Source organism: Alphaproteobacteria bacterium LSUCC0719, from assembly GCA_040839025.1.
Taxonomy (GTDB): Bacteria; Pseudomonadota; Alphaproteobacteria; order Puniceispirillales; family Puniceispirillaceae; genus UBA8309.
Genome location: JBFPJN010000006.1, coordinates 20,491 through 33,930, shown reverse-complemented (window position 1 = coordinate 33,930; position 13,440 = coordinate 20,491). Strand labels below are relative to the sequence as shown.

Sequence of the window (13,440 nt, the reverse complement as noted above, 5' to 3'; positions counted from 1 at the left end):
CGGTCTGTCTCCGTCAGGGCGCTATGTAGCTTGTCTTGACGACTGTATAGAATTCGCGGGCATAGCTTCCCTGTTCGCGCGGGCCATAGCTTGATCTCTTTCTGCCACCAAACGGCACATGATAATCGACACCGGCAGTTGGCAGGTTCACCATCACCATGCCTGCCTTGGAATGGCGCCGGAAATGCGATGACAGTTTCAGCGAGGTTGTGCAGATACCCGAGGACAGCCCGAATTCGGTGTCATTGGCAACCGCGAGCGCTTCGTCATAATCATCAACCTTGATGATTGACGTCATCGGGCCAAAGATTTCCTCACGCGAAACCCGCATGGCATTGGTCGCCCCGGCAAAGATCGCCGGATGCATGAAGAACCCGTTGCCATTGCCGAGGCCACCCCCGCGCACGTCACAGCCTTCCTCGGAAGCCAGCGCCAGATACTGCATATTCTGATCCATCTGCGACTGGTCGACGACCGGGCCGATCTGTGTCTTCGGATCCAGCGGATCGCCAACCACCAGATCGGCTGCCGCGGCGGTCAATTTGTCGAGAAACGCATCATGGATGCCCTTGGTGACAATCAGCCGAGACGACGCGGTGCACCGCTGACCGGTCGAGAAGAAAGCACCGTTCAGCGATGCGCCGACAGCGATATCAAGATCGGCATCATCGACAACAACCATCGGGTTCTTGCCGCCCATTTCAAGTTGCACTTTCTTGCCGTTTGCGGCGCAGTCTATGGCCACCTGCCGGCCCGTCGCCACCGATCCGGTAAAGCTGACAGCCGCAATGTCGGGATGGTCAACAATCCGCGCGCCAACCTGCGATCCGGGGCCCATGACAAGGTTGAACACGCCAGCCGGGCAGCCTGCCTGTTCCAGAATTCTGGCCAGTTCCCAGGCGCAGCCGGGCGTGAGTTCGGCTGGTTTCATCACCACCGTGTTGCCAAAGGCAAGTGCAGGTGCCAGTTTCCATGCCGGGATGGCGATCGGGAAATTCCAGGGTGTGATCAGCCCGACCACACCGACCGGTTCACGTTCGATTGTGACCTCGACGCCAGGACGAACCGATGCGATTGCGTCCCCTGTATTGCGAAGTGCCTCACCGGCAAAGAATTTGAAGACCTGAGCGGCGCGGATGGTTTCGCCAACCGCCTCGGCAATTGTCTTTCCTTCTTCACGGGCCAGAAGCCTGCCAAGCTCATCCTTGCGCTCGACAATCAGGGCACCGGCCTTTTCCAGAACATCGTGCCGCACCTGTGGGCTGGCATGCGCCCATTCATCAAGCGCCGCCTTCGCGGCTGCCACGGCCTCGTCAACGCGTGCCGCCCCGCCCCGGGCATAGGTGCCGATGATGTCATCCTGATTGGCTGGATTGCGGTTGGTTGTGACGTCCTTGTCAGCAACCCACTGGCCGTCGATGAAATGTGCGAAATCCACGTATCTCTCCTGTGTCCCCATGGCATGACCGGCGCCAGAGGTCGCCGTTCATCGCTATGGGAACATGGTATACCAAATTATGGGAAAGGCAAAGTGGTGGATGTCCGCTGCCGCGTGGATCAGACGCCTTTCCAGTCGGGCTTGCGCTTTTCGAAAAAGGCGGCGACCCCCTCTTTGAAATCGGCACTTCCGAAACATTGCTCGACAAGATCATGATCATCGGGAAGCGGTGTCATGGTCTGCAATCGGCGCATGCCACGCATGGTCGCGTCAAGCGTCAACGGTGCCAGCTCGGTGATGCCCCGTGCCATGTCATTGGCGCGTTGCAGCACGGATTCGCGATCATCGAGGCATTCCGATATAAAGCCGGCCGACGCCGCTTCTTCAGCGTCGATAAGCTGGGCGGTCAACAGCATATATTTGACCCGCGCCTCACCGACCAGCCGGATAAACCGGCTGAGATTGCCAATGGCCAGACAGTTGCCGAGCGTACGGGCAATCGGCGCGCCAATCTTCAGATCGCGGCTGCCAATCCTGATATCCAAGGTGGCCGCGATGGCGGCACCGCCGCCGGTACAGAACCCGTTCAACGCGCCGATGGTCGGCACACGGCATTCTTCGATCGTGGTCAGCGTGCGATCAATCATCTGTTCGTAATTGATCGCATCCTGGGCGGTGAAGGTCCGGAATTGCGAGATATCTGTCCCCGCGGCAAAGGCGGCATCACCGCCGCCCGAAAAAATCAGCACCCGGACATCGTCCGGGTCGGCATCTGTGCCTGCCAGTGTGCAGATTTCCTTGATCCGGTCATACATGCCAAAGGTCAGAGCGTTGCGCCGATGGGGTCTGTTCAGGACAATATGACCGATACCGTCGGTCACATTGTAGAGAAGTTCCTCGTCTTGCTGCATCGCTTGGTCCGGCATGGGATCCTCCTTGTCAGGGCCGATCAGGCCGCGGCGGCACTTTCGGCAAGATACTGCATCGCCGCCTGAACGCCACCGGACTGGTGGGGGATGTCGGCCACCCGCAGCCCCATTTCAACACCACTCAGCGTTCCTGTCAGCATCAGATCGTTGAAATCGCCAAGATGGCCAATCCGAAAGACCCGGCCCGCTAGCCGCGCAAGCCCGTTGCCAAGAGACATGTCGAAATGTGCCAGCACCCTGGCCCGGAATTCATCGGCATTGTGGCCGTCCGGCATCAACACAGCGGTCAGCGAGCTGGAAAAATCGCGTGGTTCCTGACATAGCACCTCCAGACCCCAGGCCTGTACCGCGCGACGGGTGGCCTCGGCATGTCTGTCATGACGCGCAAAGACGTTGTCGAGCCCTTCTTCATGGAGCATGTCGATGGCCTCGGTGAGACCATAGAGAAGGTTGGTCGCCGGCGTGTAGGGAAAAGCGCCGTTGGCATTGGCGGCAAGCTGCTCATGCCAGTCCCAATAGGACCGCTGCTGGCCACCGGTTCTTGACTCGGCGATCGCGCGTTCGGAAATGGCGTTGAAAGACAGGCCTGGCGGCAGCATCAGCCCCTTCTGCGATCCGGATACGGTCACATCGACGCCCCACTCGTCATGTCGATAGTCGATCGAGGCCAGTGATGAAATGGTATCGACCATCAGCAATCCGCCATGGCCGGCAGCGTCCATTGCGGCGCGGACCTCGCCGATGCGCGAGGTCGATCCGGTCGAGGTTTCATTATGGACAACACAGACGGCACGAATACGGCCTTCGCTGTCTTCGCGGAGCCGGTCCTCGATAGCCTGTGGGTCGACACCGCGGCGCCAGTCCGTCGCGAGGAACTCTGTCTCGATTCCCAGCCTGTCGGCCATCTTCTTCCACAAGGTTGCGAAATGGCCGGTTTCAACCATCAGCACGCGATCGCCTTCATTGATCAGGTTGACCAGCGCGGCCTCCCACGCACCGGTGCCCGAAGCCGGATAGATGATGACGGCGGAGTCTGTCTTGAAGATGCGTTTCATGCCATCGAGACAGGTTTTGCCCAGTTCGGCAAAGGCCGGGCCACGATGGTCGATTGTCGGATGGTCCATCGCCCGCAGGATGCGGTCAGGCACATTTGTTGGTCCGGGGATTTGCAGGAAATGGCGCCCGGCCTGATATTTATCGGAACTCATATGCGGTAATCTTTCGCGTTGGAAGCAGAAGGACAATAGCCTAGATTCTTAACGGTCGGTGTACAACCTTGCGGTTGGTGCCGCGACGCTATGCCCACCTGCGTTGAACCGCAGTATCCACCTTCCGATTTCCGGGTGAATCCATGCCGAACGACATTCGCATCCCGTCCTTTGCTCCGTTGAAAGCTGCGCTCAGCGGGGCGCTGTTCGACGATGTGTTCGCGCGTGGACGCTATGCCACCGATGCCTCGATCTATCAGATGATGCCACATGCGGTGGTGGTTCCGGAAACCCTTGCCGATGTCGAGGCGACACTGGATTTTGCCAGGCGCGAGGGGCTTGCCGTGCTGCCGCGCGGGGGCGGCACTTCGCAATGCGGGCAGACGGTGAACAACGCCATCGTCATGGATACAAGTCGGCATCTGAACCGGATCCTGGATCTTGATGTCGCGCGTCGACGCTGTCTGGTCGAACCCGGGATTGTGCTTGATGAACTGAACCGCCAGCTGAAACCGCACGGATTGTGGTTTCCGGTCGATGTCTCGACCTCCAGCCGCGCCACCATCGGCGGCATGGCCGGCAACAACAGCTGTGGTGGCAGATCGATCCGCTATGGCATGATGCGTGACAACGTTACCGCCATCGATGCCATCATGGCAGATGGGTCAAAGGCGCGGTTTGGCGATATCGACAAGGTGACGCCAACCGGGATGCTGGCCGATCTGCAGCCACGATTGCTGGAGATGGGTACACGTCACAGCCAGGACATTCTTGATGGGTTTCCCACCGTGTTGCGTCGTGTCGGCGGGTATAATGTTGATGCGCTGATGCCAGATGCGATGGCGCTTCGTCCCGGCGGCCAGCCCGGTGACGGGATCAATCTGGCGCATCTTCTTGTCGGATCGGAAGGCACGCTTGCCTACAGTACGGCGATCGAGCTGAAGCTATGGCCGCTGCCGGCGCAAAAGCTGATGGGGATCTGCCATTTCCCGACTTTCTACAAGGCGATGGATGCCGCGCAGCATCTGGTCACGCTCGACCCCGTTGCGGTCGAGCTGGTCGACGATACGATGATTGCGCTTGGCCGCTCGATTCCGATGTTCCAGAAGACGTTGCAAGAAGCGGTGCGCGGCGATCCGGCGGCACTTCTGATTGTCGAGTTTGCCGAGGATGACATGGCGGAGAACCACCGCCGGCTGAAGCGGCTTCATGGCATGATGGCCGATCTCGGCTTTGGCTGGGATCGTGATGGTGAATGGTGTGGCGGTGTCGTCGATGCCATTGACCCGGCCATGCAGGGGCGCGTCGCCGAGATGCGGAAATCCGGCCTCAACATCATGATGAGCATGAAAAGTGAGGCAAAACCTGTCTCCTTTCTTGAGGACTGTGCTGTTGAGCTGAAGGATCTTGCCGAATATACCGACAGGCTGACCCGTATATTTGACCGGCATGGTGCCAAGGGCACCTGGTATGCGCATGCGTCTGTCGGTTGTCTTCATGTGCGTCCCGTGTTGGACATGAAACAGCAGGCTGGGGCGGATACCATGCGTGCCATCGCTGAAGAGGCGTTCGAGCTGGTGCGGTCATTTGGCGGCTCGCATTCCGGTGAGCATGGCGACGGCATTGTCCGTTCGGAATTCAACGACACCATGTTCGGCCCGGTCCTTCCCGATCTGTTCCGGCAGGTCAAGGCGATGTTCGATCCGGCCGGCATGTTCAATCCAGGCAAGATCACCGATGCGCCGAAGATGGATGACCGCGCGCTGTTCCGCTTTGCCCCCGGATACAGTGTCGAGGACCGTGACACCATTCTCGATTGGGCCGACTGGCCTGGCCGTGCCGGTGGGTTTCAGGGTGCGGTCGAGATGTGCAACAATAACGGTGCCTGCCGCAAGCTTGAAGGTGGGGTGATGTGCCCGTCCTATCGGGCCACCCGCAACGAACGCGACGCGGTCAGGGGCAGGGCGAATTCACTGCGGTTGGCGATGTCGGGCCAGCTGGGACCGGACGCGCTGACTGGCGATGCCATGGCCGAAACCATGAAGCTCTGCGTGTCCTGCAAGGCATGCAAACGGGAATGCCCGGTTGGCGTCGATATGGCGCGGATGAAGCTTGAGGTCACCGCGGCGCGCGCCAGCCTACACGGCATCTCACTTCACGACAGGCTGATTGCCCATCTGCCTGCCTATGCGCCCATGGCGTCTCGTCTTGCCAGCTTCAGCAACCTTGTCCAGGGCCTGTGGCGCCATATTCCCGGTCTGTCCGGACTGGTGTCCCGGATCACCGGTTTCACCGCCAGACGCGCGCTGCCGCACTGGCATGCGCATGCATTCAGCAATACAGAGCTTGCCGCCACACCGACCGGCAATGGCACGCCGGTGGTGTTGTTCTCCGATACCTTCAACCGCTATTTCGAACCGGAAAACCTGCGGGCCGCGGTTCGTGTCCTGCAGCGCGCCGGCTATGATGTCTTCGCGCCGCTTCCGGCATCCGGACGGCCACTTTGCTGTGGCCGTACCTATCTGTCCTCCGGCATGGTGGCGGCGGCCCGCGCCGAGGCCGAACGTCTGATAGGGGCGCTGTATCCTGTAGCGCGGAGCGGCGTGCGGATTGTCGGTCTGGAGCCGTCCTGCACGCTGGCGCTTCGCGACGAGATTCCGGCTTTGCTTGGATCATCACAAGCTGAAACAGTTGCCGGTTCGGTGCTGACACTGGCCGAGCTGCTGGCCGAGGACCGCCCCGATCTTGGCCTTGCGCAGTCCGACCGCAGCCGCCGGGCAAAACTTCACGGCCATTGTCACCAGAAGGCATTTGACGTCGTCAAGCCGATCGAAACGGTGCTTCGCGACCTTGCCAATGTCGAGGTCGAGACCATCGAGACATCCTGTTGCGGGATGGCGGGTGCCTTCGGCTATGGCAGAGATACCTATGATGTCTCGATGAAAATGGCCGAGGCGTCGCTATTGCCGGCAGTGCGGAAGGCTGATGCCGATCAGGCCATTCTGGCGGATGGCACATCCTGTCGGTGCCAGATTGGCGATGGTGCCGGACGCGAGGCCACGCATCTGGCGCTGTATCTTGACCGGCTTGCAACTGACCGTCACAGCGCCTGATTTTCAGGCGTGATTTCTGGCGTTAATAAAAGGTTAACGTATCTGTTCGCCTTATGGGTGCAGAGGCCGGCGGCCTGATGGCAAGCTTTGTTGTCGGCCTCAGCCCGGCCCGACGCGAGATCGATATAGGGCTGTTCTTTCGGCGGCGCGGCTGGGGTGATGTTCTGTCCACCGAAGGGTTTGTCGAATGGCGGCACAATGCACCGCACGCCCGGGCCGGACCCGTTGTCGAGGCCGGGATCAGGCTGCGGCTGGCTTTCCAGACCCTGTCACCGTGATGTGGACATGCTGGTCAGTATCCCATCGCGCAACCATCCTTGCGCGGGTCGGAACCGGCCGTCAGAAGGCCCGTTTTCCAGTCAATGCTGATCGCCTGTGACCCGCCAATGGGTTTGCCTGCCGGCCTCAGATTATGCCCAAGCCGTGACAGGGCCGCGCGAATGTCGGCCGGAACAGGTGCTTCGATATCCACCGATTCGCTGAACGGGTCCGGAAAGAAGCGCGCTGTGTCCTGGGCCATCTGCATGTCCATCCCGTAATCGAAATGGCGGGTCAGGAATTGCATATGGCCAAAGGCCTGATATTCGCCGCCCATGACGCCATAGCTGATGGTCACCTGTCCGTCCTTTGTCACCATGCCCGGAATCAGCGTGTGAAGTGGCCGCTTGCCCGGCGCGACGCCATTCGGATGATCGGGGTCAACAACAAACCCCTGGCCGCGATTGTGCAGCATGACGCCGCTTTCGGGCGCAAAGAGCCCCGAGCCGAAATTGTCATAGAGCGAGTTGATGAAACTGCAGCAATTCCTGTCGCGATCAACAACGGTGATATAGACGGTGCTGCTGTGGCGTGGCAGCTGGCTTGGAGGCAGCGGGTCAAGTCGCCTGTCCGGGGTGATCTGGTGCCACAGCCTGTCGGCATAGGCGGGGTCAAGCATGTCGGGTACGGGCACGCCGGCCTGTGCCGGATCCGCCAGAACAAGACCGCGGTCACGATAGGCAAGGCGGCCGGCCTCGATTTCAAGATGTATCCGTTCTGCCGTGAGAGGCCCCGCCTCGCGGTTGGCGTCGCTGCCTGATGCGTGTTGCATGATGTTCAAAAGCATCAGCGCGATGACCCCCTGGCCATTTGGCGGGCATTGCCAGACCTTATGATCACGAAAGGATGTGCTGATCGGCTCGACATATTCGCCGATGGCGGCGGCAAAATCCTCAGCTGTGTGATGCCCGCCAAGGCGCCGCAGCTTGGCGATGATTTCGCTGGCAACCGGTCCGTCATAGAAACCGTCGCGCCCGTCCCGTCCAATCCGCTCCAGCGTTGCCGCCAGCGCCGGCTGTGTATGTCTGGCGCCAAGCGGGAGGGGTGCGCCGTCGCGGGCGAAAACGGTGCGCGCGTCCTCATCCAGCCAGTCGAACGCGCCGGCAAAGTCGTGCGCCACCCGTTGCGTTATGGGATAGCCGTCGCGGGCATAGGCGATGGCGGGTGCCAGCACTCTGGCAAGCTCCAAGCTGCCGTGGTCACGGTTCAGCTGGGTCCAGGCATCCACCGCGCCGGGAATCGTCACCGCATGTGGTGACTGCCGCTCGATCCGCGAGATACCCTGCTCCAGCAATCGGTCCGAACTGAGCCCGCCCGGTGCCCGCCCGGATCCGTTGAAGGCGATGATGCTGTCACGTCCATAGGGGGCGTAGAGACAGAAGCAGTCACCGCCAATGCCTGTTGATTCCGGTTCGACAACACATTGTACCGCGCAGGCGGCGATCGCCGCGTCAAGGGCGTTGCCCCCATCCTGGAGAATGGTGATGGCGGCCTGTGTGGAAAGCGGATGCGAGGTGCTTGCCATACCATTCGGCGCGGCGACTGGTGATCTGCCAGGATATTCTAGATGACGCATGATGCTGGTTTCCGATGTGGTGGGATATTGATGAAATCACATTGGTCACAAAATCAAAAGGGCCACCGGATGGTGGCCCTTCGATAATGCGTGCCAATCAGTCCGCAGACTCATTCTGCTGCGGCTTCCCATTCATCAATGCTCGGACATGAGCAGATCAGATTGCGGTCGCCATAGGCATTGTCGATGCGGCTCACCGGTGGCCAGTATTTGTTGGCCTGCCGGTTCATCTCCGGATTGGCGGCCTCCTCGCGGCTATAGGGGTGGGTCCATTCTGCAGTCATCAAATCGGCTGCTGTGTGGGGCGCGTTGACGAGTGGATTGTCATCCTGCGGCCAGATGCCGGATTCAACCTTGCCGATTTCCACGGCAATCGACAGCATCGCATCGCAGAAGCGGTCGATCTCGGCGATGGATTCCGATTCGGTAGGCTCGATCATCAATGTGCCGGCAACCGGGAATGACATGGTTGGCGCATGAAACCCGAAATCGACAAGTCGTTTGGCGATATCTTCATTGCTGATGCCACTGCGGTCCTGAATGTCGCGAATGTCGATGATGCATTCATGCGCCACCCGCCCGTTCGCACCGGTATACAGAACCGGATAATGCGGTGCCAGCCGCGTCGCCACGTAATTGGCGGCCAGAATTGCGGTTCCCGTCGCCGCTTTCAGCCCCTTGCTTCCCATCATCCGGATATAGGCATAGGTAATCGGCAGGATGCCGGCGGACCCGAACGGCGCGGCGCTGACCGCACCGTCACCGCCAAGGGGCGAGCCGGGAAGGAAAGGCACAAGATGCGCCGCCACACCGATTGGCCCGACGCCGGGGCCACCGCCGCCATGCGGGATGCAGAACGTCTTGTGGAGATTCAGATGGCTGACATCGGCACCGAATGCCGGCAGCGAGCAATGCCCGACAAGAGCGTTCAGATTGGCCCCGTCGACATAGACCTGGCCACCAGCCTCATGGACAATGTCACACAGCTCGACGATGGATTCCTCGAATACGCCATGTGTCGATGGATAGGTCACCATGATGGCAGCCAGCGAGTCACGATGTGCCTCGGTCTTGGCTTTCAGGTCCTCGATATCGACATTGCCGTCCGCATCGCATTTTACAACCACCACCTTCATGCCGGCCATTGCCGCCGAGGCCGGGTTGGTGCCATGCGCCGATTGCGGGATCAGGCAGATATTGCGCGCCCCTTCGCCACGCGATTCATGATAGCGCGCGATGGCAAGCAGACCGGCAAACTCGCCCTGCGACCCGGCATTGGGCTGCAATGACACACCTGCATAGCCGGTTGATTCGGCCAGCATCGTTTCAAGCCGTGCGATCATCGCGGCATAGCCCTCGGCCTGATCTGCCGGCGCATAGGGGTGGATGTTGGCGAATTCAGGCCATGTCACAGGGATCATCTCGGTGGTGGCGTTCAGCTTCATCGTGCAGGAGCCAAGCGGGATCATGCAGCGGTCGAGCGCCAGATCACGATCGGCAAGGCTGCGCATGTAGCGCAGCATTTCGGTTTCGGTCCGATAGCGATGGAACACCGGCTGGCGCATGAAGCCGTCGGCCCGCCGCAGTGATTGCGGAATGGCCGACTCCTGGCTGCTGCCACCGGCATCGCCGGCACCAAGAGCGTCGAGAAGCCGGCCCAGTATATCGACCGAGCCTGTCTCGTCGAAACTGGCGGCAACGGCCCCCTCCATCGCCCGCAGATTGACCCCGGCGGCCAGCGCGGCCGCCATCAGATCATCACGATCCTCAGCCGCCTCGATGACGACAGTGTCAAAGAAGGCCTCATGTCTGACCGTTCTGCCGGCAGCCTTCATGGCGGCGGCGAAACGACAGGCCATCGCATGCGCATGGCCGGCAATCCGCGTCAGCCCTTCCGGGCCGTGCCACAGCCCGTAGAACCCGGCCATGACGGCCAGAAGCACCTGGGCGGTACAGATGTTCGACGTCGCCTTTTCCCGCCTGATATGCTGTTCGCGGGTCTGCAGCGCCAGCCGATAGGCCATGCGACCGCCACTGTCCTGGCTGACCCCGACAAGACGGCCCGGAATGGCGCGCTGATGGGCCGTACGGCAGGCAAAGAAAGCGGCATGCGGGCCGCCATAGCCAAAGGGAACGCCAAAGCGCTGCGCCGATCCGAGAACTATATCGGCGCCAAGATTGCCCGGAGCCTCGAGAAGCGTCAGCGCCAGCAGATCCGAGGCAACAATGGCAAGGCCGCCAGCTGCGTGAATGGCGTCGATGGCCGGCTGGATGTCGCGCACATGGCCGCTGCTTCCCGGATAGCTGATCAGTGTCCCGAAACAGCCATCCCCATAGGGCGCGTCAGGCGCGGCAAGTTCGATCTCGATGCCGATCGGTCTGGCACGCGTGCGCAGAACGGCAAGTGTCTGTGGATGGGTGTCGGGATCGACCCGGAAGATTGTTGCCTTGTCGCGATGCGCGCGGAATGCCATCGCCATACCTTCGGCGGCGGCTGTCGCCTCGTCCAGAAGCGAGCCATTTGCGATATCCATGCCGGTCAGTTCGGTGATCATGGTCTGGAAATTCAGGATGGCTTCCAGACGCCCCTGCGAAATTTCGGGCTGGTACGGCGTGTAGGCGGTGTACCAGGCAGGGTTTTCCAGAATATTGCGAAGCACCACCGGCGGCGTGTAGCAGCCATAATACCCCATGCCAATCAACGATGTGACCACCTTGTTCCGCGATGCCAAGTCCCGCATCTCCGCCAGAATATCGGCTTCGGACAGGGCTTCCGGCAGATTCATCTCGTCATGTCGGCGGATGCCGGCCGGGATCACTTCGTCAAGAAGCGCTTCCAGCGACGGGACGTTCAGTGTTGCAAGCATGGTCGAGACGTCCTGCGGGTTCAGCCCGATATGACGGGTTTCGAAGGCGGCCTGCGGCGTGTCTTGCGGAACGCCATTCACATTGTTCCATGATGACTCAAGTGGTGACATGGTTGTTTCCTTTGCTTTGTCTTTGTCCCGGTGGCACCCGGTTTATTGTTTGTTTCCGGTCAGGGCTGTGCAGGTGGGGGCCGCCAGCATCCGCGTCAGGTGATCATCTTCAGGCGATCATCGCGTTGTAGGCAGCGTCATCCATCAGCTCGTCAAGCTCGCTTGAATCGGCCACCTTGATCTTGAACAGCCAGCAATCATGCGCCCGGTCGGGAGTGATGCTGGCAAGATCGTCGAGAAGCGCGGTGTTGACCTCGGTGATCTCGCCACTGGCCGGGCAATAGATGTCCGAGGCAGCCTTTACCGATTCGAATACCGCGACCGAGTCGCCCTTGCTGACCGTCGTGCCGGCCTCGGGCAGTTCGACAAAAACGATGTCGCCAAGCTGTTCAATGGCGTGGGGCGAAATGCCGACCGCGCCGGTCTCGCCGTCAAGATTGATCCATTCATGGTCTTCTGTGTAACGCAACATGGTGTTCTCCTTCGTTGGCTGTTCTGTCATCCGCGGATATAGCGATGTGGCACCAGCGGCAGCGCCGCGACGGTTACCGGCACCTCGCGTCCGCGAACAAGTGCGTTGATCTCTGTACCTGGCGTCGCCAGTGCCGTATCGATGAAGCCAAGCGCCGCCGGCGCATCGAGGCTCGGCGCAAAACCGCCCGATGTCACATGGCCGATGATCGCCCCGTCAAGCTCAAGCTCGGCCCCGTCACGTACCGGGCGACCACCCTGGGGCAGCAGTCCGACAAGCTGTCGTTTCGGGCCGTCATGCCAGTCTGTCATGATGGGAGCGGCGCCTGGGAAATCGCCGGCCTCGCGGCGGCGCTTTGATAAGGCAAACCGCAGCCCGGCAGCCACGGGGGTGATGGTCTCGTCAAGTTCATGGCCCCAAAGCGGCAGGCCGGCCTCGAGCCTCAACGTGTCGCGGGCACCAAGTCCGGCAAGGCTCACGGCCTCGTCGGCGCACAGGCGTTCGGCCAGTTGGACCGCCCTGTCCGATGGCAGCGATATCTCGAACCCATCCTCACCGGTATAGCCCGACCTGGTGATGATGCAGTCGATGCCGTCAATGGTGAAATGTCCGATCTGCATGAAGAAGAAACCGTCAAGCTCGACGCCAAGCCGACGCAGAACCTGCGGGGCCTGTGGCCCCTGCAGTGCCAGCAGCGCCCGGTCATCGCGCACATTCATCGTCACATTGTCCCCGAGATTGGCGCGAAGATGGGCGATATCATGGTCGGCACGACCGGCATTGACGACCAGCTGCAAACCACCGTCAAGGCGCGCAATCATCAGATCATCCAGAACGCCGCCAGCCTCGTTCAGGAACAGTGAATAGCGAACGCGCCCCTCGGCGATGGCGCCGACATCGGTCGGGGTCAGGCTTTCAAGTGCGGCATCGGTGTCGGTGCCGGACAGCCATATCTGGGCCATGTGCGACACATCGAACAGGCCTGCCGCATTGCGCGTCACCAGATGCTCGGTCTTGATGCCCTGTGCATATTGCACCGGCATGTCCCAGCCGGCGAACGGCACCATCCGCGCACCGTTGGCGAGGTGGAAATCATAAAGTGGGGTCCTGCGGGTCTCCACGGGGCACTCCTGTTGCGACGCATAGAAAACGCATGTCGACAAAGTCGAATGCGCCCTCTCTGTCGTCGAACCTGAGAGATTTCCCGCCTGTCGTTCCATTTGCGGGCATTCTGCCCTGAATGAACCGGTGGCGGCTTTCCCCGTCGGTGGGCACTGCCGTGCCGCTTTCCAGAGTGCTCACAGAATAGAGAGTACGTGGACCTGAGAGTTTCCTGGGCTTTTGCTCCTTCGGTGGCCACAACGGATCGAACCGCTGCGACACTCTCCCCTCTCCTGTATCGAGCCCT

General features: G+C 60.7%; 9 protein-coding genes and 1 riboswitch. Of the genes, 2 read left to right on the top strand and 7 right to left on the bottom strand.

Annotation, left to right across the window (positions count from 1 at the left end; genetic code table 11):
- Nucleotides 1-13: 13 nt before the first annotated feature.
- From AB3X55_11160 to AB3X55_11150, 3 genes are all read right to left on the bottom strand, one after another.
- The gene (locus tag AB3X55_11160) at nt 14-1,438 is read right to left on the bottom strand and encodes an aldehyde dehydrogenase family protein (GenBank protein ID MEX0504144.1); all 1,425 of its coding nucleotides are present in this window, start codon (nt 1,436-1,438) and stop codon (nt 14-16) included.
- Nucleotides 1,439-1,557: 119 nt separating this feature from the next.
- Nucleotides 1,558-2,364 (bottom strand): enoyl-CoA hydratase, encoded by an 807-nt coding sequence (locus tag AB3X55_11155; GenBank protein ID MEX0504143.1) that lies wholly within the window; start codon nt 2,362-2,364, stop codon nt 1,558-1,560.
- Nucleotides 2,365-2,387: 23 nt separating this feature from the next.
- Nucleotides 2,388-3,575, bottom strand: a complete 1,188-nt coding sequence (locus AB3X55_11150; GenBank protein ID MEX0504142.1) for an alanine--glyoxylate aminotransferase family protein — start codon at nt 3,573-3,575, stop codon at nt 2,388-2,390.
- 143 nt (nt 3,576-3,718) lie between these two features.
- On the opposite strand from AB3X55_11150, the gene AB3X55_11145 reads away from it, so the two are divergent.
- Nucleotides 3,719-6,688 carry an FAD-binding and (Fe-S)-binding domain-containing protein gene (locus tag AB3X55_11145; protein ID MEX0504141.1) on the top strand — a complete coding sequence of 990 codons (2,970 nt, stop codon included), beginning with the start codon at nt 3,719-3,721 and terminating at the stop codon, nt 6,686-6,688.
- 53 nt (nt 6,689-6,741) lie between these two features.
- Nucleotides 6,742-6,966 carry a hypothetical protein gene (locus AB3X55_11140; GenBank protein MEX0504140.1) on the top strand — a complete coding sequence of 75 codons (225 nt, stop codon included), beginning with the start codon at nt 6,742-6,744 and terminating at the stop codon, nt 6,964-6,966.
- A gap of 14 nt (nt 6,967-6,980) precedes the next feature.
- On the opposite strand, the gene ggt is transcribed toward AB3X55_11140, so the two are convergent.
- The 4 genes from ggt to gcvT all read right to left on the bottom strand — a co-directional run bounded on the left by ggt (nt 6,981) and on the right by gcvT (nt 13,153).
- The gene (gene ggt, locus AB3X55_11135; protein MEX0504139.1) at nt 6,981-8,582 is read right to left on the bottom strand and encodes a gamma-glutamyltransferase; all 1,602 of its coding nucleotides are present in this window, start codon (nt 8,580-8,582) and stop codon (nt 6,981-6,983) included.
- Between the two features lie 110 nt (nt 8,583-8,692).
- Complete coding sequence (gene gcvP / locus AB3X55_11130) at nt 8,693-11,560, bottom strand: aminomethyl-transferring glycine dehydrogenase (protein ID MEX0504138.1); 2,868 nt, start codon at nt 11,558-11,560, stop codon at nt 8,693-8,695.
- A 109-nt stretch (nt 11,561-11,669) separates the two neighbouring features.
- A complete protein-coding gene (gcvH, locus tag AB3X55_11125; GenBank protein MEX0504137.1) occupies nt 11,670-12,032 on the bottom strand; it encodes a glycine cleavage system protein GcvH in 363 nt (120 codons plus the stop codon).
- A 26-nt stretch (nt 12,033-12,058) separates the two neighbouring features.
- On the bottom strand, nt 12,059-13,153 hold the full coding sequence (gene gcvT / locus AB3X55_11120; protein ID MEX0504136.1) for a glycine cleavage system aminomethyltransferase GcvT: 1,095 nt from the start codon (nt 13,151-13,153) through the stop codon (nt 12,059-12,061).
- A gap of 179 nt (nt 13,154-13,332) precedes the next feature.
- Nucleotides 13,333-13,432: riboswitch (glycine riboswitch) on the bottom strand.
- Nucleotides 13,433-13,440: the final 8 nt, after the last annotated feature.

What these genes read in the sequence shown, in the direction of transcription:
- AB3X55_11155 (MEX0504143.1), bottom strand. Translation starts at nt 2,364, where the DNA reads ATGCCGGACCAAGCGATGCAGCAAGACGAGGAACTTCTCTACAATGTG.
- AB3X55_11150 (MEX0504142.1), bottom strand. Translation starts at nt 3,575, where the DNA reads ATGAGTTCCGATAAATATCAGGCCGGGCGCCATTTCCTGCAAATCCCC.
- AB3X55_11145 (MEX0504141.1), top strand. Translation starts at nt 3,719, where the DNA reads ATGCCGAACGACATTCGCATCCCGTCCTTTGCTCCGTTGAAAGCTGCG.
- AB3X55_11140 (MEX0504140.1), top strand. Translation starts at nt 6,742, where the DNA reads ATGGGTGCAGAGGCCGGCGGCCTGATGGCAAGCTTTGTTGTCGGCCTC.
- ggt (MEX0504139.1), bottom strand. Translation starts at nt 8,582, where the DNA reads ATGCGTCATCTAGAATATCCTGGCAGATCACCAGTCGCCGCGCCGAAT.
- gcvP (MEX0504138.1), bottom strand. Translation starts at nt 11,560, where the DNA reads ATGTCACCACTTGAGTCATCATGGAACAATGTGAATGGCGTTCCGCAA.
- gcvH (MEX0504137.1), bottom strand. Translation starts at nt 12,032, where the DNA reads ATGTTGCGTTACACAGAAGACCATGAATGGATCAATCTTGACGGCGAG.